The organism is Synechococcus sp. LTW-G (assembly GCF_054459035.1).
Window position 1 is genome coordinate 373,493 of record NZ_JBTKYW010000002.1, and the last position, 21,771, is coordinate 395,263.

The window sequence follows — 21,771 nt, forward strand, 5'->3', positions numbered from 1 at the left end:
GCTTGAGCGCTCTCACTAGCGGTCTGCCCGCGCAGCTGTTTGTGATCGATCCGATCGCACGGCTGCGTCCAACCAAAGATTCCAGCGTCGCCCTGATGCAGGCGGCCCAGCGCGCCGGTCAGCAGGTCTGGGTCTGTACGCCAGCCCAGCTTTCCGTGCAAGGCCAGGACGCCCTGGTGCAGGCCCAGCCGATTCGCTTGGCTGACATCAGGCCAACGGCCAGCGGTTGGGACCTCCCGGACCAGTGGTTTGAAGCGGATGAGCCCCGCTGGCTTCCCCTCAGCAGCTTTCCGCTGGTGTGGATGCGCAAGGACCCACCGGTGGATGAGGCGTACCTCTACGCCACCCACCTGTTGGAGCTGGCGGAGCGCCAGGGGGTGCGGGTCCTGAATCGCCCCGCCTCGCTGCGGGCTTGGAACGAAAAGCTGGGCGCCCTGCGCTGGAGCCATCTGATGGCCCCCAGTCTGGTCAGCGCTGATGTGGAGCAACTAGCGGCCTTCGCAGCAGACCACGGTGATGTGGTGCTCAAACCCCTCGGTGGGCGAGCCGGTCAAGGGGTCGTGCGCAGCCATGGAGCAGCGCCGGGTTTGAAGGCCTTGCTTGAGCTGGTCACGGCCCAACAGGCCCTGCCGGTGATGGTCCAGGCCTTTCTTCAGGCGGTGACGGCCGGCGACAAGCGCATCCTCTTGGTGGATGGTGAGCCCCTGGGGGCGGTGAACCGAAAGCCTGCGGCCGGGGAGTTCCGCAGCAACCTCGCGGTGGGTGGCTCGCCCCAGGCGACGGAACTGACGGAGCGGGAACGTCAGATCTGCGCGGAGTTGACCACAACCCTGCGGGCGGAGGGGCTGTTCTTCGTCGGCATTGACGTCATTGATGGACGCCTGAGCGAGATCAATGTCACCAGCCCCACCGGGGTGCGTGAGGTGGAGCGGCTGAGTGGCATCCCCCTGGCTGATCAGACGATGGAGCGCCTTCTAGCTGGGTAGGCCTGCTCCGCAGTGATCGCAGAACTGAGCTTCAGCCCTGTGGCTCGTGGTGTGGCATTGCCCGCAGCTGCGCTGCACCAGGGTCGGTTGCAACCGCTGCATCTGCTGGAATTTCGCCCCAACGATTCCAGTAGGCACGGCAATGATGCTGTAGCCCAGGAGCATCACCAATGAGGCCACGCAGCGGCCGAGGGGTGTGACTGGAGCGACATCGCCGTAGCCCACGGTCGTGATGGTCACGACGGCCCAGTAGATGCCGATCGGGATGCTGCGGAAGCCGCTCTCGGGGCCTTCGATCACGTACATCGCGGTGCCGATCAACACCACCAGCGCAACGATGGTCAGCAGGAACACCGTGATCTTGCGGCGGCTCTGGACGAGGGCCTGACGCAGCTGATCGGCCTCCTTGAGGTAGGCCCCCAGCTTGAGGATCCGGAACACCCGCAGCAGGCGCAGCACCCGAATGATCAGAAAGGCCTGACCGACGGGGATGCCAATGGTCAGGAGGGGCGGAATGCTCGAGACCAAATCCACCATGCCAAAAAAGCTGCGGGCGTAGAGCAGGGGCGTGCGGCTACAGAGCAGGCGCAGCAGGTACTCCAGGCTGAAGAGGGTGGAGAAGACCCACTCGGCGCCGCTGAACCAGGGGCCAAACAGGCTGTCCAGCTGGCGATCACTTTCCAGAGCCACCAGCAGCACGCTGGAGCCGATGGCGATCAGCAGAGCGAGATCGAAGGTCTTGCCGGCGGGGGTGTCGGATTCAAAAATCACCCGCTCGAGTCGGGCTTTGCCCAGCCATTGGCGCAGGCCCAGGGCAGCCAGCAGGCAGAGGGCTAGGAGGACCGTGCCGACCCCCAGCTGCATCAGCGCAGGCTCTCGCTGTGGGGCAAGTCGAGTTGCTGTTGGAGCACCCCGAGTTTCAGGGCGACTTCCGCTAGCTCGCGCTCAACCGCGGACCCGCGCACCAGGCCAGCGCCAGCGGTGAGCTCGAGCCGGCGGCCCTGGAGGCTGCCGCTGCGGATGGCGACGCGCAGTTCGGTGTCCCCTTCGCTGTCGATCCAGCCGATTGGTGCGGCGTAGTAGCCCCGCTCGAATGGCTCCAGGCTGCGCAGGGCAGCCATGGCCTCGCGGCGGGGAAGGCCGGCCACCGCCGGGGTGGGATGCAGGGCGGCCGCCAGGGAGAGCGGTTGTTGATCCTCGAGCGCCGCACTGATGGGGGTGTGCAGATGCACCATCTGCCCGTGCCTGGCCAGTCGCGGGTGACGCGGTCTGCGGGTGGTCAGGCCTGCGGCGCGCAGGACGTCGGTGATCGCTTCGACCACGAGTTCGTGCTCACGCCGGTCCTTATCGGAGCGGGTCAGCAGCTCGGCAGTCGGCCCCACCGGCGCCGTGCCGGCCAGGGCGTCGCTACGCAGTTGTCCCTGGCGCACCGTCAGCAGTCGCTCGGGCGAGGCGCCCAGCAGGGCTGGACCTCCAGCCTGCTGCCAGAGAAAACGGCAGCTGCCGGGTTGGCGCAGCCGGAGTTGGGCCAACAGCTGGAGCGGATCCAGCGGTTGATCGAGGAGCAGTTGCTGGCGCACCGCCAGCACCAACTTGCGCAGGCGACCCTCCTCGACCAGTTCCACGCCGCGCTGCACCACAGAGCGATAGCCCTCCTGCCAGGAGGAGCGGCTGGCGATGGCCGGACCGGGGGCATGCCCCTGGTCGGCGCAGGGATCGGAGGGCAGGGCGCCCAGGCGCTCGGCCTGCTCCCAGAGTTCTTCGGCGACGCTGCGGGCGCTGATGTCCCCGCCGAGGTTGCGCTGCAGCCGCAGCCAGCAGTGGCGCCCCTGCTTGCTCAGCTGCCAACGGGGCAGGACCGCCTGAACGCCAGGCACCCCTTCGCCTTCGTGCAGGGGGCTGTCAAAAAACGAGAACGCCAGCAGCACCCTGGGCCGTGCCAGGGGCGGGCAGTGTTGCGGTGCGGCCAGCCGATTGAGGCTGACGGCACTGAAGCGCTGGGCTAATTCGAAGCGCCGGGGCCCGCTGAGTTCCAGGCTGTTGCAGCGTCCGCTAGCGGCGAGGCACAGCCCGGGGGCGCTGTCCCAGAGGAAGCGAAACCGCTCTCCCTCTTCCAGCTGGCTGAGCAGTGCCATCGGATCCCGGCTGGGGATCGCTACGGCCAGGCTGAGCACGCCTTCTCCCTCGAGCTGGCGCTCACCTGCCTGGGCGGCGGTCAGCAGATCGCTGAAGCTGGTTGTGACGCTGGTGGGGGCCTGCAACCGAAACGGGCCGATGCGGCTGCTCAAATGTATGGGCCTTCCCGCACCTCGAGTTGCCTCTGCCCGCTGACGAGCCTCAGGTCGTCGCAAGCCTTCATGCCCCTGCCGCCGAGCGCAGGCGCCTGTGGAAGGCTGCGATCAAGTGGCCGATGTATGCCGTGGCCGTGATGCCAGTCCTGCTGGCCGCCGGTTGGCGTGTGCAGCAGGAGCTCCCGGTGCGGCTGGATCAGCTGCTGTTGTTTCTGCTCGCGGCCGTGCTGCTGCTGGCTTGGGAGAACCTGGCCAATGACGTCTTTGATGCGGATACGGGCGTCGATGCCAACGGGAAGCCCCATTCCCTGGTGAATCTCACGGGCCGGCGGGATCGGGTGTCGCTTCTGGCCAATGGAGCTCTGTTGCTGGGTCTGCTCTTGATGGCCCTGGTGGCTGCGCGCAGCCATGGCGCCGTGCTGGCCCTGGTGCTGGCCTGCTGCGGTCTCGGCTACCTCTACCAAGGTCCCCCGTTCCGCCTGGGCTATCGCGGTCTGGGAGAGCCCCTTTGCTGGTTGGCCTTCGGTCCCTTGGCGACGGCCGCCGGCTTGATGGCCCTCGCCCCAGCGGGTGCAGCGGCGGTGCCTTGGCGGGCAGCCCTGGAGCTGGGCAGTGGTCCGGCCTTGGCGACGACCTTGGTGCTGTTCTGCTCCCACTTCCATCAGGTGGAGGAGGACGCGGCCCATGGCAAACGCTCTCCCGTGGTGCGCCTGGGCACGGGACGGGCGGCGGCCCTGGTGCCCTGGTTGGTGGCGGGTTGCCTGGCCTTTGAGTGGGCGCCGGTTCTAGTGAACCATTGGCCCTTGACCGCACTGCTGGGGGCGGCGGGCTTGCCTCCTGCCCAGGCCCTGATTCGTCTGCTGCGGGAGCACCACCGCGAACCGGAGCGCATCAGTGGCAGCAAGTTTTTGGCACTCCGTTTCCAGGCCCTCAATGGATTGGGTCTGGCCCTGGGCTTGGCCTTGGGCTGATGCAACTGCAGTGGCGGCCCTATTGCTTTCGGCTGCCCAGTGCCTTGGTCAGTGCCCAAGGACGCTGGCTGGAGCGTCGGGGTTGGTTGCTGCGACTGCAGGGACCGGCTGGGCGCTTGGGATGGGGGGAGGTGCCCGAGCTGCCCGCCGCCTGGATCAAATCTGAGCCAGGGCGGCTTCCGCTGCAGCAGGCCCTCGAGCAATTCCCGCTCGAGCAGGAGCGCAGCGGACTCGAGGCGCAGCTGCCTGAGCTGCCCAGTGCCTTGGCCTTGGGCTTGGGGATGGCCCTGGCTGAGCTGGATGGCCTGGGCGAGGACGGCTGGCTCCAGGCACCCATCTCCGCCGAGCTTCTGCCGGCTGGTTCGGAGGTTCTCCCGGCCCTGGCGGCCTTGCTGGAGCGTTCATCCGCGGCTCCCCGGACTGTGAAGTGGAAGGTGGCGGTCGGCGCTGACGCCCAGGAGCGCGCGCTGTTGGATCGGTTGCTGGAGCAACTCCCAGCGAATTGGCACCTGCGCCTGGATGCCAACGGCGCCTGGGACCGTCAGACGGCCCAGTGTTGGGCGGAGCACCTGCAGGGCGAGTCGCGCTTGCAGTGGCTGGAGCAGCCGCTGATTCCCGCTGATGTCCAGGGGCTGAGGAGCCTGACGGAGCGCGTTCCAGTGGCCCTCGATGAAGCCCTGCGGCAGTGCCCGGAGCTCTATGGCACCGACTGGACGGGCTGGCGCGTGCACCGGCCCCTGGCGGAGGGTGATCCGCGCCCTCTGCTTCAGCAGTTGCAGCGGGGCCTGCCCCGCCTGGTGGTCAGCACGGCCTTCGAGACAGGGATTGGCCGGCGCTTTCTGCATCACCTGGCCGGTCTCCAGGCCCTCGGCCCCACTCCGGTGGCCCCGGGCCTGGCGCCCGCCTGGCAGCCAGAGGGCCCCCTGTTCAGCGCCGATCCCCAGCAGGTTTGGGAGGCGGCAGCCCCATGAGTCCTTTGCAGTTGCTGCTGGATCAGGGGGACCGTGCGGCCTTGGCCGAGCAGCTGCGGTTGAGTTGGCGCGATGGACTGACCACGGCGGTGGTGGCGCCTCAGGAGCAGCAGATGGTGGCGCCCCTGTTGGAGGCAGCCCTGCCGGCCGACCTGGGCCCGGGAGTTGTGCTGGGAACCGGCGGCAGTGCCGGCGCGCGCCGCTGGTGCCTGCAGCCCTTGGCTGGCCTGCAGCGCGCGGCCACAGCCACGGCCGAATGGCTCCTGGGCGTCGGCCTCGACCCAGGGGCCTGTGAGCTGCTCAACCCCCTGCCGCTGCACCACATCAGTGGCCTGATGCCCCTGGTGCGGGCCGAGCAGTGGCGGGTGCCCATGCGCTGTTTGCCGCCGCAGTGGTTGCGGGACCCGGCGCTCCTTGTTGAAAACGCCCCCCTCGATCGCAAGCGGCCGGTGCTGGTCTCGCTGGTGCCGACCCAGCTGCAGCGGCTGCTGGAGGATCCCCTCGCTGTGGCCTGGCTGCGCGGCTGTGCCGTGATCTGGGTCGGCGGAGCGGCCTTGCCGCAGGCGCTGGCGGAGGCCTGCCGGCGCGAGGGCCTGCGCCTGGCCCCCTGCTACGGCAGTACGGAGACGGGGGCGATGGTGGCGGCTCAGTTGCCGCAGGCTTTTTTGGCGGGACAGAGCGGTTGCGGTCAGCCCTTGGCCCATGCCGAGCTGCAGGTTGACCCCAGCAGTGGCGCCCTGCAGATCCGCGGCGAGAGCCTGGCGGCGGCCCTCTGGTCTGGTGAGGCCTGGGAGCCCCTGCCGCTGCAGCAGGGCTGGTGGAGCAGTGGCGACCTCGCGCGCCTTGATGCGGGTGGTCTTCAGCTGCTGGGCCGACTGGATGGTGCGATCCAAAGCGGCGGGGAAACGGTGTTCCCTGAGCAGGTGGAGCTGGTGCTGCTGCAGCAGCTCAAGCAGGCGGGTCTGCCGATCGAGTCGCTGCTGCTGCTTCCCGAAGAGGACCCCCTGTGGGGCGCCCGCTTGCTGGCCTTGGTGCGGCCGGCCGGACCGCAGGACTGGCCAGCGCTTGAGCGCGCTCTGCAGCGCTTGGCTGAGCTGTTGCCTCCGGCCCAGCGGCCCCGTCAGTGGCTCTGCTGTGAGGCCTTGGAGCGCAATGCCATGGGCAAGTGGGAGCGCCAGCGGTGGCGCCATTGGCTCCAGTCACTGCCGTGACAGATCCAGCGGGCTTTGCTAGAAGCGGCCTGTGGCGGGAGGACCGATGGTCGAGAGCAACCTCACCGAAGCCAGCAATAAAAAGCTCGCAGCTGGCCTGCTGGCGATCTTTTTGGGCTCATTCGGTGTGCACAAATTTGTGCTGGGTTACAACACCGCTGGGCTGATCATGTTGCTGGTCACAGTGTTGACCTGTGGCATCGCTGGTTTTGTGATGGGCGTGATTGGAATCATTGAGGGAATCATCTACCTCACGAAGACCCCAGAAGAATTCGAGTCGATCTACATCCAGAACAGCAAAGAGTGGTTCTGAGGTGTGGCCTTGAAATCGGCCCATCGTTGGATCCTGCCGCTCTCCGCTTTGGTCAGTGTGGGCCTGTTCTCAACAGTCCCTGCCCAGGGATTCCACCCCTTTGCTCTTCTGGCGAGTTTGCTTCCCCTGCAACTGGCTGCGCTCTTCTGGTGCCTTGGCGTTGTTTCTAAAGGGGCTGAATCCCACCTTGTAGGGGAATAAAGTTCGCCTAATGAGTAGTGTATAGTGCCAAGATCTGCGCATTTTTTTTGATTTTGGCTTATGAAAAAGTATCCTCTGGCCAGTTAGTTGTGGCTCGGGACGTTTCTGGGATTGCCGAAGTGGGGCGCGTTTACTAGTGGCAGGCGCTTGTGCTATATATAGAGTCATCTGGCTTTCTATGTGTGAAGACTAAGCTTCTCTGTGCTGGGTTCGTCGCCTTGGTGTCAATGCCGGGCTCTGCAGGTGCTTCTATCGTTGGCCTTGAGCGTTCTCTTCAGGCCTACTCCTCAAATCCTGCAGATGAAAAAGCTTATACTTCTGCGATTCAGTCGGCTAGCCAGATTATCGCAAATAACAAGGGGAATGCTGCATGTGCAGTTTATACATTTGGGATACTTCAGATTGTTGAAGGAATGCCGATCTTTGTGAGCTCCTCCAATAAGTCTATTCTTTCGTTGCGCTCTTCAAAAGAAGAATCCATCGCTCAGGTTGGACCAGAGTCTGGCTCACGCTGGGATGACCTTATTACGCAAGCCCAAGTGGAGTTTCAGAAAGGACTTATTTATAGAGGGGATGTCATTGGCAGCTACTTTTCAAAAGTTAAAAGCTTTTGCAAGTGAACTAGACTAAAAATCTACAACCTCAAATACACGCGGATAAGTTACTGGTATTCCACTCAAGCAGCTATAAGAGACGTTGACTTCGCATCGAGCATTAAACAAATGAATTTGGCTTCCCACAAGCTCTCGGCCTGTAAAATTTGCCGCCAATGACCCTTTATTGAACTTATATAAGTTTACCGCACTCTTTGAGATTGAGTGCTCTGCAAGTCCTGTGATCGAGGCTAAATGCCTGGTGAATCTGTTTTGCGGTTTCTTATTTAGAAACTTGATTAGCCTGGTTTGAGGCTCGCCGCTTTCATTGATATGGTTTAGCTCAAATATGTATTCGTGTTTTTTCTTGAACAGCCCAAACACCGCTAAAGGCATGACTGGCGTCAAGATTGCAGACCCCAAGGCCATCCCAATATCTGGTCTTGTCCCTTTGCCTGCTTTTCCCCAGGAGACAACTCGACGCACAGGAAGAATTGTGCCGTCTTCAAACTTAAATTCTGTGGTGCTAACCCTTATTCGGCACTTCTTTTTTTCCGGGAGACAGATTGCATCAAATATTTGATCCTCGGCTAGTGCTGAGTTGCTACTAAAAAGCTGGACTAGGGCCAAAAAAGCCGCGACCGTAAAACGTGCAGTCATATCAGGGCGAGACACCATAAAGCCAACGCAAATGCCTTCTAGGCTATAGTACAACGAGATTGATCCTTATGAAGGATGCAAAAGGTTTTTACAGTTCTGGCCGCATCACTTCTCGTCCATGCCCTCCAGCTTTCTTCAGTTGTTCCGGCATTAGGGGCAGAACGTTTTAATGACCTCCAATGTCAAGTCGACTTTGTCGAAAAAGATATCTGTAATGTGTCATTCTTTCGTAGATTCATTACAGCCAAGTTAGTCAAATCTGGCGCAGCCCATCGATTTCAGCTGAAAAACCTGGTCCGATGGTCATATGAAAACTCAAGCCTCAGAAAACGAGCATCACTTCTAACAACTCGAGTCGAGCACATTCATGTATTCACGCTTGTATTTAGAGATCCGGATATTGGTGGCTATACGACCTTAATCATTGACTTCGATGATATTGCGAATGTACCCCCTATGAAGGCGTTGCTTGCTGATATCACCCCTGAAGGGAATGGCTAGTTTACTTTTAGGTCGACAAATTCTACGATCTTGTCGACCGTGTCGTATAAAGCAAGCTTAAGCTTGGAATCATTGCATATATCTTTATCGCTTATCACTCCTGAGCAGTCGGGGCTGCTGAAAGCTTGGGAGCCTACTACTGCGTCAATGCGGAGAAGGCGCTCTTTGGTGACTTCAACAGATCGGCCGCTGAATGTACGAGAAGCAATGATGTCTTGTTGTCGGATGCTGATTACATCGACCTTGATATCGGCTTCACCAAACACCTGCATTGTGCTGCTGCCTTTATTAACGCAACCAAAGATTGGCAGGCATGTAGGACGTTTGGTATCAACTTTTGAGGATGTGGTTAATTTGAGAATAACTGGTCGAATTATGTAGTTGGCTCTTAGCTTTGCCCCTGCGGAGATCATCTCAGAGATGTAGAGGTCACTGGTCAGGTCTTGCTTTAGGCCAACCCCCATCACCATCCTGAAGGGTGAGCTAGATGCTCCTGGTGAAGAAAGGCCATACACTTCTTGTTCAAGCGCTTTGCTGACTTTGAACCAAGGAAGGGTGCTGACTCCCGAATTGCGTATTGCTTGATTCAGTACTTCAGTTGTGAAATCTTTGAAAGCCCCTTGTGATCCGCTGTAGCTAGATTTATCAATGACTGGCATCAGGATTATCTTAGAAGATATTGGCTTTCTTATTCCATCAAGAATTGAAGGCCTAGAACTGGTGGGGGGCTCTGTGCTGCCTGCGGGATTAATCTCAGCAGATGAGGGAACAGTTATTGCAGTTGCAAGAGTAAAAGTTAGAAGAGCTCCTGTGAAACGAGGGGGGTTGCTTGATAGCATTTGGTGCGGGGTTGGTCTAATTCATGGTATTGTATCATCATCAACGGTAGCTACAGCGCATGAGAAAACGAATTTCTATGGCTGTCGCCTTTGCAGTTATGGCGATTTGCTTGCCGGCGCTGGCCGATGCCAGGACAAGGCATAAGGCTTTGTGCAGTTCATACAGCCCATTTACGCCATGTGAAGTGCATGTTTACAGTGAAGGTCGAATTACCTCTAACATCCCGCGAGGCTATCTAGACGTCCGAACTTCGGACGTGCGTTCGGTTGAGGTATGCGATGCCGATGTTCGCTGCAAAGAGCTTCTTGGCGAAAATATGCACTATGTATGGAAGGACGCAGCAATTTCTCCCTTTACGGCGGTTGTTGACTTTAGGTTTCGATATCTAAATGACTTCCGAGAGAAGAAGACGGTTATATTCAGATTTTACAATAGATTCGCTGCCGAAGAGTTTGGTGAAAGGCTTTTGGCTATCAGTGGCAAAAAAGGCGAAGTCCCAGAATAGCTGCCACCGGTTATTTGGTCGACTGTTGAACTTTGCGGCCCTTACAAAGGGCTGACACCTCTTTGTATTGATGAAGACTCGAGCCATCTGTTTATAATTCTGGGAAGCTCGCGTCGTTTACGTGTTCTCGCCTCAATTGCAACATGTCTCGTAAGGCCTTTTGCTATGACTTCTTCTTCGCTCCTGAATTCGTAACTCACTTCGAAGCTTGTTAGGTCTATGCGAAATGGCTGCAGCTCGATATCAAGGCCCATTCCGCAGGTCGCTGGCCTCCAGAAATCAGAGCTGCAATGAATAATTGGCAGGGCAACCTCTGGTTGGTTGCTTGGCGTGGGAAATATCTCATGCATAGACGCTCCAAAGATCTCCAGGCTTTCTTCGTAGGATTCATGACACCATCGCAGGACGTGCTGGAAATGCATGACTCCTGCGCTATCTGTTTCTCCAAAACGTACTCGTCGGAATAGATGTAGCCAGTTGTTTGGATTTTGGGTGATCATAGAGGCGAGGGTTCTATGTTTAATTGTTAAATGGGTGGTAAACCTTTATGGGTTGAGGTGTATTTGCCCCTCTTCCTCTATGTGAGCGTTTTGCATGCTTGTCAGTATAATTGCTTTCTTCGCGCCATTCATGATAGTTCTTGATGTAGGTGGAGGCTACGTTCGGTAATTGCTTACTGATCTCCCGATGGTGATCATCCTTGATCGGGCCATTGCTTATGCGACAGATATCAGATTGAATCTATTGCGAACTTGAGTGCTTCTGGGCCGGCCCAGCCACCAAAGCTCACCGCGAGACGCAGGAACCAATAGATCAGGAGGGCGATGGCACAAGCGCCGAGGGGCAGCGCCGGGATCCCAAACGGCAGCAGGCGGCGTTGGCGGATCGAGGCGATGGACCAGGCCACCAGGGCCCCCGCCACCACTGGACCAAAAGCATGGAGCTGCATGGCCCCATCAAGATTGCCCGTCAGGCTGTCGGCGGTGGCGCGGGTCAGGTAGCAGGTGGGGCAGGGAACACCCGTGAGTGCCCGCAGCGGACAGCTCCAGCCGGGCAGGCCCGGGTGCAGGCCCTTCAGCCAGATCGCGCTGGTGAGTCCGGCAGGCAGCAGATAGCCGCTGCGTTGAATCCGTTGAAGAAACCGATTAGCGGTCAACCGAGCCCATGATCACGTCGATCGAGCCCAGGATCGCCATGATGTCGGCCACCTTGGCCCCCTTGAGGATGTGGGGAAGGATCTGCAGGTTGGTGAAGTCGGCCGCGCGGATCTTGAAGCGCCAGGGGGTCACATCGTTGTTGCCCTGCAGGAACACACCGATCTCTCCCTTGCCTGATTCCAGACGGGTGTAGAGCTCACCGTTGGGGATCTTGAAGGTGGGCGCCACTTTCTTAGCCACGATCTGATAGTCGAAGCCAGCGAATTCACTGCCCTTGCCCTCAGCCATGCGGCGGGCTTCCAGGTTCTCGGTCGGGCCGCCCGGGATCATTTCGCAGGCCTGCCTCAGGATCTTGAGGGACTGGCGCATCTCCTCGATACGCACGCGGTAGCGGGCGAAGCAGTCGCCTTCCTTCTCCCAGGCCACGTTCCAGTCGAAGTCGTCGTAGCACTCGTAGTGGTCGACCTTGCGCAGGTCCCAGGGCACCCCGGAGGCGCGCAGCATTGGGCCCGACAGGCTCCAGTTGATCGCCTGCTCGCGAGTGATCGTGCCGAGACCCTCAATCCGCTTGCGGAAGATCGGGTTGTTGGTGATCAGCTTTTCGTATTCGTCGATCTTGGGGCCGAACCAGTCGCAGAAGTCCAGGCACTTGTCCAGCCAGCCATAGGGCAGGTCAGCTGCCACACCACCAATACGGAAGTAGTTGTTGTTGATCAGACGCTGACCCGTGGCTGCTTCCCAGAGGTCGTAGATCATCTCCCGCTCGCGGAAGATGTAGAAGAACGGCGTCTGGGCGCCCACGTCCGCCAGGAAGGGGCCAAGCCAGAGCAGGTGGTTGGCGATGCGGTTGAGCTCAAGCATCAACACGCGGATGTAGCTGGCCCGCTTGGGCACCGGCACGTCGGCCAGGCGCTCCGGGGCGTTGACCACGATCGCCTCGTAGAACATCCCAGCCGCATAGTCCATGCGACTGACGTAGGGCACGAACATCACGTTCGTGCGGTTCTCGGCAATTTTTTCCATGCCGCGGTGGAGGTAGCCGATGACCGGCTCGCAATCCACCACGTCCTCACCGTCCAGGGTCACCACAAGCCGCAGCACCCCGTGCATCGAGGGGTGGTGGGGCCCGAAGTTGACCACCATCGGCTCCGTGCGCGTTTCCAGCTGCGTCATGGGGCCGAGGAAGAGGACTCGCTGGCGGGATCTTAGGAAGGAAGGGCCCGTTGCTTACACCTCCGCTGGCACAGGCCTTTGATCACGTGCCTGTGCTGGCGGCGCAGGTCTTGGCCAGTTTCACTGCGCTGGAACCCCTTTTGCAGAAGCGGGGCGGTGGCCTGCTGATCGATTGCACCCTCGGTGGGGGCGGCCACAGCGCCCTGTTGCTCGAGGCGCACCCAGGCCTGAGACTCGTGGGCTTGGACCAGGACCCCACTGCCCGCCAGGCCGCGGCGGAGCGGCTGGAGCCCTTTGGAGACCGGGTCAGCATCGTCGCGACCAACTTTGCGGACTACCAGCCCCAGGAGCCAGCTCTGGCGGTGATGGCGGATCTTGGGGTGAGCAGTCCCCAGTTGGATGTGGCGGAGCGGGGCTTCAGCTTTCGCCAGGACGGTCCCCTGGACATGCGCATGAACCCGCAGGCCGGTGAGACCGCGGCGGAGCTGATCGAGCGCTTGGAGGAGACGGAGCTGGCGGATTTGATCTACGCCTACGGAGAGGAGCGGCTCTCCCGCCGCATCGCCCGCAAGATCAAGCAGCACCTCGCTGAACAGGGGCCCTTCGCCGGCACCGATGCCCTGGCCTACCTGGTGGCGGGTTGCTACGCCCCCAAGGCGCGCCGCGGACGGATTCATCCCGCGACCCGCACCTTCCAGGCCCTGCGCATTGCCGTCAACGATGAACTGGGGGTCCTGGATCGCCTGCTCCAGCAAGCTCCCGACTGGATAGAGCCCGGCGGCCTGATGGGGGTGATCAGTTTCCACTCCCTTGAGGATCGCCGCGTCAAAACTGCCTTCAGCAGTGATGAGCGGCTGCAACGGGTGACCCGAAAACCAGAAACGGCTGGAGAGGAGGAGCAGAGCTCCAACCCTCGCAGCCGTTCTGCAAAATGGCGCGTCGCTAGGCGGCGCGATTTGATCTGATCAGTTGTTGCTCATGATCCCTGTGTGGTCCTGGCTGCCGAACAGTTGGCGGTAGGCGGCGGTGCTTACGCAGATCAGCACCGGAGCCAGCACCAGCAGGCCGCCAGCGTTGAAGAGCCAGGCGACGCCAGCGACGACGCTCTCGACGATCACGAACCAGACCACGGTCCACCAGCTGGGGTTGACCCCGTCGATGCCGGCCTGCAGGGTTTCCACCGGGCGCCTGGTGCCATAGAGCGACATCGGTACCAGGAATTGCTGGGTCACGACCAGCCAGATCTTGAAGATCGCGAAGGCGATCACCGGGATCCAGAACAGGACGGCGTTGACCCTACCGAGACCAAAGCCAATGGCCCAGGCCACGGCGCCGACAACCGCCAGGACGATCGTCAGCAGGAGGCTGGAGCCGAAAAGGCGGCCGCTGGCATCGCTATCCCAGCGGGTGAAGCTGCTGAAGCTGGGCTTGTGACCCTCGAGGCTGATCCAGGCGCCCCGGGTTAAACCCACCGCAGCCCAAAGCGAAATCACGACATTCCCCACAATCCCAACCACGAGACCGATTTTGGTGGCGACGGGGTGCAGCAGGGCAGGTGCGCCAAGAGCGAGATGCAGAAACGCGCTGGCGATCAGGCCGATGAAGGGGGCCATGATTACCAGCACAAGCACCTGGAACAGCACGAAGGGCCAGGGGGCGCGGCAGAAGGCCTGCCAGCCATCCTCAATCGCTCGCAGGATCGAGAGCTTGTTGGTGCCTGGGGTGGGCAATCCCATCGAAAAAGCAGGTGTTTGGCCGGAAAGTAGCGACCGCGACAGCGCCTGCCTACCAATGTTGAGCTTTTGAAGCGCTAGGCCCGGCGAAGGGTCTTGAGCGTTTCCTCCAGCACGTCACCCGCACGCTCCACATCGGCGCCGCTGCTCGAGCGCCCCAGGCTGAAGCGCACCGAGGCGGCGGCCTCCAGGCGGCTGCGGCCTAGGGCTTGGAGCACGTGGGACGGTTCACCCGCGGCGCAGGCGGAGCCGCTGCTGACCGCAAGGCTGCGGCGCAGGGCTTGATGCAGGGCGGTGCCCTCGACGCCCGCGATGCTGATGTTGAGGTTGTGGGGGAGGCAGGTGGCTTCGGCGCCGTTGCGCTGGATGCCGCCCAGGGCCTGGCAGCGCTGCCAGAGGGCATCCCTCAGCCCGGCGAGCCGCTGGCCCCGCGCCTCGCGATCCGCCTCGGCCAGCTGCACGGCCTTGGCGAGTCCGACGATCAAGGGCACCGGCAGGGTCCCCGCCCGCAGGCCCCGCTCTTGGCTGCCCCCGTGCTGTTGCGGAGCGAGATCGACCCCAGGGGCGATGGCCAGGGCGCCGATGCCTTTGGGGCCATAGAGCTTGTGACCACTGAAGCTGAGCAGGTCGATGCCGAGCGCGCGCGGCTGCAGGGGCAGATGGCCGACCGCCTGGGCGCCATCGCAGTGGAACAGCACCTGCTGCTGGCGGCAGAGCTGGCCGATGGCCTCGAGCGGCTGGAGAACGCCGATCTCGTTATTGGCGGCCATGACGCTGACGAGCAGCGTCTCCGGGCTCAGGGCGGCCTCGAGCTGCTGCAGGTCGAGCAGCCCATTGGCCTGGGGAGCCAGGCAGACCAGCTCAAAGCCATGCCCCGCCAGATATCGCATCGGATCGAGCACGGCCCGGTGTTCGGTCGCCAGGCAGATCAGGCGCCTGCGGGTGCCGCCACGACGTAACTCCGCCTCCGCCACCCCCTTGATCGCCAGGTTGTTGGCTTCGCTGGCACCGCTGCAGAAGATCAGCTCTTCAGCCGTCAGTCCCAGGGCGCCGGCGATGGCGGTCCTGGACTGCTGGACCACCGCAGCGGCGGTCAGCCCGGGTCGATGCAGGCGACTGGCGGGGTTGGCGAACGCGTCGCTCCACCAGGGCGCCATCGCTTCCACCACCGCCGGATCGCAGGGGGTGGTGGATTGATAGTCGAGATAGGTGACGCCGGAGGCCATGGACGCCCATGCTGGCAACCATGCTGCCGAACTCGGGCGCCATGGGCCGTCGCATTGCACTGCTGTCGTTGCTGCTGGGCTCCGCCGCCGCTGCAGGGCTGGGCGTCCAGGCCCAGGAGGTGCGCGATGGCGTGTTCTTCAAGCCCTCGGAGCAGCGCCCGGCCGATCTGGTGGTGCTGCGGGAATGGGGAACGATCGAGGGGCTGCACCTGATTGGGGTGCACGGCGTGAAGCCCGATCCCAATGACCCCACGGCGCGAACCATCGTCGTCTGGGTGGAATCCCCGACCGGGGTGGAGCTGGCCGTGGACAACCTGCGCTGCAGTGCCAGTGCGCCCATGCGCCTGACCAAGCGCCGCAACGAACTCTTGATCAAGGAGCTCAACCCCGGCGGCCAGGTCACCGAGGCCAACCGCTTGGATCACAAGATCTGGTGGGCCGCCTGTTTCCCAGAGCAGGCCGGTAAGGATCCCGCCACCCTCGCGGCCCTGGCTAAGCAGTTGGGCTACTCCGGCCAGCTGATCGAGCAGCAGCAGGTCCTGCCTGGAAACCCTCGATAGATTGCGGCGATGAGCCTCGAACCTGATACCCAACAAGACGTCACGCCAGCGGCACCAGCCCGTTTGCTGTTGGTGGATGACGAACCGGGGTTGCGCACGGCCGTGCAGGCCTACCTCGAAGACGAGGGCTTTGTCGTCACGACGGCCGTCGATGGAGAGGACGGCTGGGCCAAGGCCCAGGAGCTGCTGCCAGATGTGGTGATCAGCGACGTGATGATGCCCCGCCTGGATGGCTACGGCCTGCTGCGCAAGCTGCGGGAGGACGAGCGCCTGGGCGGCACCCCTGTCATTTTCTTGACGGCCAAGGGCATGACGGCCGATCGCATCGAGGGCTTCCAGGCCGGCTGCGATGACTACATCCCCAAGCCGTTTGACCCCGACGAGCTGGTGGCCCGGGTGCACAACGTGGTCAAGCGCCAGGAGCGCCTGTTGACCGAGGCCGCCCGCTTCGCCGATGCGGACATCGGCCAGATGGCCAAGCAGATCACCGAAATCCGCTCCCTGCTGGCCACCGGTGGCAGCAAGCAGCCCACCGCGGCGGTCAAGCACGAGTTCACCCCCCGGGAGGCCTCGGTGCTGCAGCTGGTGGCGGAGGGAATGATGAACAAGGAGATCGCCCGGCGCCTGGAGACCTCGATTCGCAACGTCGAGAAGTACGTCAGCCGGCTGTTCACCAAGACCGGCACCGCCAGCCGCACGGAGCTGGTGCGCTACGCCCTCGAAAACGGACTGGTTGAGTAGGGCCTGGCTGCCGGCGGCCCTCAACCGCGGTCACCGCTACCGGGACCGGGTCCAGGCGGCCGCCCAGAGCACGGTGGGCTACTACGCCGAGCGCTATGGCCATTCCGATCCCTCGGTGTGGAGGGAGCGCCTGGCCGCCGGTGAGATCTGGTGCAACGGCCAGCAGCTCCGGGCCGATGCAGCGTTGGCAGCCGGGGATCAGCTGATCTGGCATCGGCCCCCCTGGGAGGAGGCCGCCGTGCCGGTGCTGAGTCAGCGCGCGGTCGTCATCGATGACGGTGATCTGCTGGTGCTGAACAAACCCAGTGGCCTGCCGGTGTTGCCCGCCGGTGGATTCCTGGAGCACACCCTGCTGATGCAGCTCCAGCCTTGGGCGCCCGAGGCTCGGCCTGTGCATCGCCTGGGGCGATTCACTTCGGGCCTGCTGGTCTGCGCGCGGCAGCGGGAGACCCGGGCGCAGCTCAGTGCCCAGCTGCGGGAGAGCACCGCAGCATCAGCCGTCAGCCGGGGCTGCCTGAAGGTCTACCGCGCCCTGACCGAGCCCTTGGCGGCCGACTGGCGCTGCGGCGAGAGCCGAGCGATCACGGTTCCCATTGGCCGGCGGCCCCATGCGCTGCTGGGGCAGTTGTGGTGCGCGGCCCTCCCCGGCGATCCCTCAGCCCTGGAGTCCCGTAGTGCCTTGACCCTGCTCGAGCGCCGGCCGGAGGGCTGTTTGGTGGAGGTGGAGATTGCAACGGGCCGGCCCCACCAGATCCGGATTCACACCGCCGCCTTGGGCTCCCCACTGCTGGGGGATCCCCTGTATCTGCCGGGCGGAGTGGCGCGCCCTGAGGTGCTGCCCGGAGCCGGTGGCTACCAGCTGCATGCCCATCGCCTGCGTTTGGAGCCGAGGGGTTTGGCGCTGGAGGCGCCCCTGCCCTCAGGCCTTCTCGAAGGCCAGCAGCCGTGAGAAATAGAAGGGGGCTTTGTTCAGGCTGCGGCGCTTGAGCACGAAGCCCGCCGCTTCAGCGGCCTGGACAATTCCCTTCTCGCGCAGGGTGTAGGCGCGGGTGGTTTTGCTGGGTCCAGGGAAGAGCTGACCGATCTTCTTGAGCATCGCCAACACTGGCGTGTAGGGGGCAAAGCTGACGATTAGGTGCTTCTCGGCCATGGAGGCGAGGTGGCGCACCATGTCCTCGGCGGGTTCCTGGGGGTAGTGGATGAAGACATCCAGGCAGACCACGGTGTCGTAGCTGCCGCTCAGGCTCTCCAGATCGGAGGCCAGGTAGCTGACGCGCCCTGGGGCGATGCCGGCTTCATTGGCCCGGCGCTCGGCTTCCTGGACCATGGCCCCCGAGAGGTCGGAGGCGGCAATCGAGCCGGCGCCCAGCTGCGCCAGCGGCAGGGTCAGGCTGCCGACGCCACAGCCGGCATCACAGAAGCTGCGGCCGCCCAGATTCCCCTGCTCCTGGAGCCAGGCCAGCACGTTGTCGACGGTCTTTTGGTGGCCGATGCGGATGTTCCGCTGCACCTTGTTGACGTCACTGGACTCGCTGTAGATGCGGTTCCAGCGATCGAAACCGGTGGTTTCGAAGTAGCCCTTCACCTCTTGCTTCTCGGCCTGCTTCTCGGCGGCCTTGTCGTTGAGGAGCTGATCGGCGGGCATTCGGCGCAGGGGGGAGGTGGGGCGGATCCTATTCAGGCGGCCCGGCTCCAGCGCAGCTCAGCACTGGTCCCGCTCCAGCGCAGGGTTTCGCCGAGGGCCAGGCCCTGCAGTTGCTCCCGCACGTGTATCGGCCCACCCAGCAGGCGCCGGGGCAGGACGGTGGCCGCGGCGATGGCGCGATCGGCATCGCCACTCCAAAGGGCCAGGCGCCTGACCGCCTCGAGCAGGGGCAGGGTGACTCCGGCCAAGGTGCCGTCTTCGAGCCGGCAGCTCCCCTGCTCGACGATCAGGGTGCGCTCATCCCAGCGGTGCAGCCCGTCGGCCAGGCCATAGGGAGCGAGGGCATCGCTCACCAGCACGACCTGCTCGGGTGCCAGCCGTTGCAGCAGGACAGCCATGGTCGGATCCACATGGACGCCATCGGCGATTAAGCCCAGGGCTACGTCCCCGCGTCGGACGGCGGCGCCAATCGGTCCAGGACTGCGGTGCTGCAGTCCTGCCATCGCATTGAAACTGTGGGTGAGCATCCCCACCCCCTGCTCGAAGGCATGGGAGGCCTGATCCGCCGTGGCCTCGCTGTGCCCGAGGCTGACCACAATCCCTCGGCTACGCAGGGCGGCGATCACCGCATCGGAACCCGGTAATTCCGGGGCCAGGGTCACCAGGGCAATGTCCTCTTCGAAGCCGCCGATGCGGGCCTCGAGGGCCTCCAGGCTGGGGGTTGCCAGGTGCTCGGCAGGGTGCGCACCGCGTCTGCCATGGGCGAGAAAGGGGCCCTCCAGGTGTGCCCCCAGCAGCCGGCAGCGGCCGCGTTGGTGCTCTGCGCGCGCGTCCCTCAGCACCCCCAGGGCTTGGCGCAGGGGGGCGACCCCGCAGGTGACCAGCGTGGGACTGATGGCCTCCACCCCATCGCGCCAGAGCAGCTCCAGCAGCTCCTGCAATTTGGGCAGATCGCTGGGTTGCAATTCGGGGAAGGCCAGTCCGAGGCCACCGTTGATTTGTAGATCGATGCCGGCGGGACTGAGCCAGTCGCCAGACCAGTTCTCACCAGCGGCGGCGCTTCCCTGGGGCAGCGGCTGGATGGCGGCGATCTGCTCCTGGGCGAGGCCAATGCGCCAGAGCCCCGGCTCTCCAGGCAGGCGAACGTGGCTCAGCCAGCGCATTCGATGCGAGAACGGAACCATGTCATCCTCGCTGCGAACGCTGAAACGTGCCGATGTCTGACGCTGCGCTGGTGGCCGTGGTGATGGGGAGCGACTCTGATCTGCCCACCATGCAGCCCGCCGTGGAGATGCTCAACCGCCTCGGAGTGCCCGTGGAGGTCCGCGTGCTCTCGGCGCACCGCACGCCCATGGAGATGGTGGAGTTCGCCCAAGCCGCCGCCGGCCGCGGTTTCAAGGTGATCATCGCCGGGGCTGGCGGGGCGGCTCACCTGCCCGGGATGGTGGCGTCCCTGACGGTCTTGCCGGTGATTGGCGTTCCGGTCCAGACCCGGGCCCTCTCCGGAGTGGATTCTCTGCATTCGATCGTGCAGATGCCCGCTGGTATTCCCGTGGCCACCGTGGCGATCGGCAACGGGGCGAACGCTGGCCTGCTCGCCGCGCAAATTTTGGCGACGGCCGATGGGGCACTCTCCGCTCGCCTGGCGGAGTACCGCCAGTCCCTCCACGATCAGGTGGTGGCCAAGGACGCCCGCTTGCTGGAGCTGGGCAGTGCCGCTTACTTGGCACAGATGTGATCGGTTGGGGCGGTGTTGTTGGGGTGACCCATGCTTGAGCGTTTGGTTCTGCCGCCCTGGTTGCGCCTGAGCCTGGCGCTGCCGCTGTTGGCCTTGAACCTGTGGGTTCTGCGGCAACTGCTTCTGCCGCTGGCCCCCTTCCCTGCCCTGTTCGTCGGGGCTGCGCTGATTGCGTTCCTGCTGGATCTCCCCACCCGTTGGTTGGCTCGCCGTGGCCTCCCCCGAGGGTTGGCGGTGTTGCTGGTAGTCGGCCTGTCCCTGACCCTGTTGGTCTTGGCTGCCCTCTGGTTGGTGCCCCGCCTGATTGAGCAGCTGGGTGAGCTGATCAATTCCCTGCCCTCTTGGTTGGTGGAGGCGGAGGGCGTGCTTGATCGCCTGGAGGTCTGGGCTGCCGATCGGGGACTGCCCACGGAATTCACGGACCTCAGCAGCACCCTGTTTGCCCGGGCCAGTCAGCTGGCCAGCCAGCTCAGCCAACGGGCCCTCGGGATCCTGGGGGCCACCGTCGGCCTGACGGTCAACGTGGTGATCGTGGCGGTCCTGGCCCTGTTCCTGTTGCTGGGCGGCGACCCGATCGTGGCGGGCTTGGCCCGCTGGCTTCCCGAGGGAACGCGGGCGTTGGTCACCGGCACCTTGAACCGCACCTTCAGGGGCTACTTCGCCGGGCAGGTGCTGCTGGCCTTGATCCTCAGCGCCCTGCAGATCGTGGTGTTCACCCTGCTGGGGATTCCCTATGGGGTGCTGTTCGCGGTGGCGATCGGCTTCACCACCCTGGTGCCCTATGCCAGCGCCCTGACGATTGTCTTGGTGAGTGTGCTGCTGGCCTTGGATGACCCCCGCACCGGAATCGAGGTGCTGGTGGCGGCCATCAGCGTCGGTCAGGTTGTGGATCAGGTGATCCAGCCCCGCTTGATGGGCAGCATCGTTGGTCTGCAGCCCGCTTGGCTCCTGGTCTCCCTGCCCGTTGGCGCCCGCGTGGGCAGCTTGATGGGCTTCGGCGACCTGCTGGGCCTGTTGCTGGCGGTTCCGGTGGCCAGCTGCTTGAAAACCTTTTTGGATGCCTGGGGGCAGCAGCCTGCCCCCGACGTGATCACTGGGGAATGACGCCCGCTTCCCGCAGGTGGTTGATCACCAGCTCCACGCAGGCCTCGAGGCTCTGGCTGCCGGTGTCCACTCGCAGTTCGGGCTTTTCAGGGGCCTCGTAGGGGCTGGAGATGCCGGTGAATTCCTTGATTTCACCGGCGCGGGCTTTGGCGTAGAGCCCCTTGGTGTCGCGCTCTTCGCAAACGCTCAGATCCGCGGCGCAGTGGATCTCGACAAAGTCGCCGTTCTCCACCAGGGAGCGGGCGCGGTCCCTGTCCGCCTTGAAGGGGGAGACAAAGGCCGTCAGCACCACCACGCCGGCGTCCAGGAACAGCTTGCTGACCTCGCCAATCCGGCGAATGTTCTCCTCGCGATCGGCATCGGAGAAGCCCAGGTCCTTGCAGAGCCCGTGGCGGATGTTGTCGCCGTCCAGCACGTAGCAGGCCAGGCCGCGGTCAAACAGCGCCTGGTTGACCGCGTTGGCGAGGGTGCTCTTGCCGGAACCACTCAGGCCGGTGAACCAGAGGATGGCGCTGCGATGGCCGCGCTGCTCAGCCCGGGCGGCGCGATCCACCGATGCGTGGTGCCAGGCGATGTTGGTGGAGGCGCCCTTGTTGGTGAGCTCTCCGTAGGTGGGAGATGCGGTCATGGCGGGCCTTGGAGCAATGTCGG

At 63.3% G+C, this 21,771-nt stretch carries 26 protein-coding genes; 14 read left to right on the plus strand and 12 right to left on the minus strand.

The annotated features are described in order from the left end of the window. Window positions 1-2: 2 nt before the first annotated feature. Window positions 3-986 (plus strand): glutathione synthase, encoded by a 984-nt coding sequence (gene gshB, locus ACXIQ9_RS05880; protein ID WP_459016046.1) that lies wholly within the window; start codon window positions 3-5, stop codon window positions 984-986. Here the strand turns inward: gshB and ACXIQ9_RS05885 are convergent. Continuing rightward, complete coding sequence (locus ACXIQ9_RS05885) at window positions 975-1,850, minus strand: ion transporter (RefSeq protein ID WP_459016047.1); 876 nt, start codon at window positions 1,848-1,850, stop codon at window positions 975-977. The genes gshB and ACXIQ9_RS05885 overlap by 12 nt on opposite strands. Further along, the gene (locus ACXIQ9_RS05890; RefSeq protein ID WP_296416563.1) at window positions 1,850-3,274 is read right to left on the minus strand and encodes an isochorismate synthase; all 1,425 of its coding nucleotides are present in this window, start codon (window positions 3,272-3,274) and stop codon (window positions 1,850-1,852) included. Before ACXIQ9_RS05890 ends, ACXIQ9_RS05885 begins: the two co-directional genes overlap by 1 nt. 122 nt (window positions 3,275-3,396) lie before the next feature. Here ACXIQ9_RS05890 and menA point away from each other — a divergent pair, with 122 nt between their 5' ends. The 5 genes from menA (at window position 3,397) to ACXIQ9_RS05915 (ending at window position 7,564) form a co-directional block, all read left to right on the plus strand. After that, window positions 3,397-4,248 (plus strand): 2-carboxy-1,4-naphthoquinone phytyltransferase, encoded by an 852-nt coding sequence (menA, locus tag ACXIQ9_RS05895; RefSeq protein WP_296416575.1) that lies wholly within the window; start codon window positions 3,397-3,399, stop codon window positions 4,246-4,248. Beyond that, a complete protein-coding gene (gene menC / locus ACXIQ9_RS05900) occupies window positions 4,248-5,219 on the plus strand; it encodes an o-succinylbenzoate synthase (protein WP_459016048.1) in 972 nt (323 codons plus the stop codon). The genes menA and menC overlap by 1 nt, the downstream gene beginning before the upstream one ends. Continuing rightward, window positions 5,216-6,430, plus strand: coding sequence for an AMP-binding protein (locus ACXIQ9_RS05905; protein ID WP_459016049.1), 1,215 nt, complete (start codon window positions 5,216-5,218; stop codon window positions 6,428-6,430). The genes menC and ACXIQ9_RS05905 overlap by 4 nt, the downstream gene beginning before the upstream one ends. 46 nt (window positions 6,431-6,476) lie before the next feature. Continuing rightward, window positions 6,477-6,743 (plus strand): TM2 domain-containing protein, encoded by a 267-nt coding sequence (locus ACXIQ9_RS05910; RefSeq protein WP_010313418.1) that lies wholly within the window; start codon window positions 6,477-6,479, stop codon window positions 6,741-6,743. 383 nt (window positions 6,744-7,126) lie between these two features. Continuing rightward, window positions 7,127-7,564 (plus strand): hypothetical protein, encoded by a 438-nt coding sequence (locus tag ACXIQ9_RS05915; RefSeq protein WP_459016050.1) that lies wholly within the window; start codon window positions 7,127-7,129, stop codon window positions 7,562-7,564. Between the two features lie 6 nt (window positions 7,565-7,570). Here ACXIQ9_RS05915 and ACXIQ9_RS05920 read toward each other — a convergent pair whose 3' ends face one another. Then, entirely contained in the window at window positions 7,571-8,197 is a 627-nt protein-coding gene (locus ACXIQ9_RS05920; protein WP_459016051.1) for a hypothetical protein, read from the minus strand. Window positions 8,198-8,272: 75 nt separating this feature from the next. Between ACXIQ9_RS05920 and ACXIQ9_RS05925 the strand changes: the two genes are divergently transcribed. Then, window positions 8,273-8,698 (plus strand): hypothetical protein, encoded by a 426-nt coding sequence (locus tag ACXIQ9_RS05925; RefSeq protein ID WP_459016052.1) that lies wholly within the window; start codon window positions 8,273-8,275, stop codon window positions 8,696-8,698. Here ACXIQ9_RS05925 and ACXIQ9_RS05930 read toward each other — a convergent pair. After that, a complete protein-coding gene (locus ACXIQ9_RS05930; protein ID WP_459016053.1) occupies window positions 8,695-9,357 on the minus strand; it encodes a hypothetical protein in 663 nt (220 codons plus the stop codon). The two genes, ACXIQ9_RS05925 and ACXIQ9_RS05930, sit on opposite strands and share 4 nt — an antisense overlap. A 257-nt stretch (window positions 9,358-9,614) precedes the next feature. Between ACXIQ9_RS05930 and ACXIQ9_RS05935 the strand changes: the two genes are divergently transcribed. Further along, complete coding sequence (locus ACXIQ9_RS05935) at window positions 9,615-10,043, plus strand: hypothetical protein (protein WP_459016054.1); 429 nt, start codon at window positions 9,615-9,617, stop codon at window positions 10,041-10,043. Between the two features lie 41 nt (window positions 10,044-10,084). Here ACXIQ9_RS05935 and ACXIQ9_RS05940 read toward each other — a convergent pair whose 3' ends face one another. From ACXIQ9_RS05940 to ACXIQ9_RS05950, 3 genes are all read right to left on the minus strand, one after another. Further along, on the minus strand, window positions 10,085-10,543 hold the full coding sequence (locus tag ACXIQ9_RS05940; protein WP_459016055.1) for an acyl-CoA thioesterase: 459 nt from the start codon (window positions 10,541-10,543) through the stop codon (window positions 10,085-10,087). Between the two features lie 230 nt (window positions 10,544-10,773). Further along, window positions 10,774-11,199: a DUF2752 domain-containing protein gene (locus ACXIQ9_RS05945; RefSeq protein ID WP_459016056.1), complete on the minus strand. Its 426-nt coding sequence runs from the start codon at window positions 11,197-11,199 to the stop codon at window positions 10,774-10,776. Then, window positions 11,189-12,373, minus strand: coding sequence for an NAD(P)H-quinone oxidoreductase subunit H (locus ACXIQ9_RS05950; RefSeq protein WP_010313409.1), 1,185 nt, complete (start codon window positions 12,371-12,373; stop codon window positions 11,189-11,191). Before ACXIQ9_RS05950 ends, ACXIQ9_RS05945 begins: the two co-directional genes overlap by 11 nt. A gap of 86 nt (window positions 12,374-12,459) precedes the next feature. Between ACXIQ9_RS05950 and rsmH the strand changes: the two genes are divergently transcribed. Beyond that, window positions 12,460-13,338: a 16S rRNA (cytosine(1402)-N(4))-methyltransferase RsmH gene (gene rsmH, locus ACXIQ9_RS05955; protein ID WP_459016057.1), complete on the plus strand. Its 879-nt coding sequence runs from the start codon at window positions 12,460-12,462 to the stop codon at window positions 13,336-13,338. Here rsmH and ACXIQ9_RS05960 read toward each other — a convergent pair whose 3' ends face one another. Both ACXIQ9_RS05960 and ACXIQ9_RS05965 read right to left on the minus strand, forming a co-directional pair. Next, entirely contained in the window at window positions 13,339-14,109 is a 771-nt protein-coding gene (locus ACXIQ9_RS05960) for a hypothetical protein (RefSeq protein WP_459016058.1), read from the minus strand. Between the two features lie 74 nt (window positions 14,110-14,183). After that, a complete protein-coding gene (locus ACXIQ9_RS05965) occupies window positions 14,184-15,332 on the minus strand; it encodes a cysteine desulfurase family protein (RefSeq protein WP_459016059.1) in 1,149 nt (382 codons plus the stop codon). Window positions 15,333-15,352: 20 nt separating this feature from the next. Here ACXIQ9_RS05965 and ACXIQ9_RS05970 point away from each other — a divergent pair, with 20 nt between their 5' ends. From ACXIQ9_RS05970 to ACXIQ9_RS05980, 3 genes are read left to right on the plus strand one after another with little or no spacing between them, the layout of a single operon-like run. Continuing rightward, complete coding sequence (locus ACXIQ9_RS05970) at window positions 15,353-15,892, plus strand: hypothetical protein (protein WP_459016060.1); 540 nt, start codon at window positions 15,353-15,355, stop codon at window positions 15,890-15,892. A 9-nt stretch (window positions 15,893-15,901) separates the two neighbouring features. Next, window positions 15,902-16,633 carry a response regulator transcription factor gene (locus ACXIQ9_RS05975; RefSeq protein WP_247476856.1) on the plus strand — a complete coding sequence of 244 codons (732 nt, stop codon included), beginning with the start codon at window positions 15,902-15,904 and terminating at the stop codon, window positions 16,631-16,633. Next, the gene (locus ACXIQ9_RS05980) at window positions 16,626-17,582 is read left to right on the plus strand and encodes an RluA family pseudouridine synthase (RefSeq protein WP_459016061.1); all 957 of its coding nucleotides are present in this window, start codon (window positions 16,626-16,628) and stop codon (window positions 17,580-17,582) included. Before ACXIQ9_RS05975 ends, ACXIQ9_RS05980 begins: the two co-directional genes overlap by 8 nt. Here ACXIQ9_RS05980 and bchM read toward each other — a convergent pair. Further along, complete coding sequence (bchM, locus tag ACXIQ9_RS05985) at window positions 17,553-18,278, minus strand: magnesium protoporphyrin IX methyltransferase (protein ID WP_459016062.1); 726 nt, start codon at window positions 18,276-18,278, stop codon at window positions 17,553-17,555. The two genes, ACXIQ9_RS05980 and bchM, sit on opposite strands and share 30 nt — an antisense overlap. 32 nt (window positions 18,279-18,310) lie before the next feature. Continuing rightward, a complete protein-coding gene (locus ACXIQ9_RS05990; protein ID WP_459016063.1) occupies window positions 18,311-19,462 on the minus strand; it encodes an N-acetylglucosamine-6-phosphate deacetylase in 1,152 nt (383 codons plus the stop codon). A gap of 32 nt (window positions 19,463-19,494) precedes the next feature. Between ACXIQ9_RS05990 and purE the strand changes: the two genes are divergently transcribed. Continuing rightward, window positions 19,495-20,016: a 5-(carboxyamino)imidazole ribonucleotide mutase gene (gene purE / locus ACXIQ9_RS05995; protein ID WP_010313389.1), complete on the plus strand. Its 522-nt coding sequence runs from the start codon at window positions 19,495-19,497 to the stop codon at window positions 20,014-20,016. A 30-nt stretch (window positions 20,017-20,046) separates the two neighbouring features. Next, window positions 20,047-21,120, plus strand: a complete 1,074-nt coding sequence (locus ACXIQ9_RS06000) for an AI-2E family transporter (protein WP_247476864.1) — start codon at window positions 20,047-20,049, stop codon at window positions 21,118-21,120. Here ACXIQ9_RS06000 and cysC read toward each other — a convergent pair. Then, window positions 21,107-21,748: an adenylyl-sulfate kinase gene (cysC, locus tag ACXIQ9_RS06005; RefSeq protein ID WP_459016064.1), complete on the minus strand. Its 642-nt coding sequence runs from the start codon at window positions 21,746-21,748 to the stop codon at window positions 21,107-21,109. The two genes, ACXIQ9_RS06000 and cysC, sit on opposite strands and share 14 nt — an antisense overlap. Window positions 21,749-21,771 lie beyond the last annotated feature (23 nt).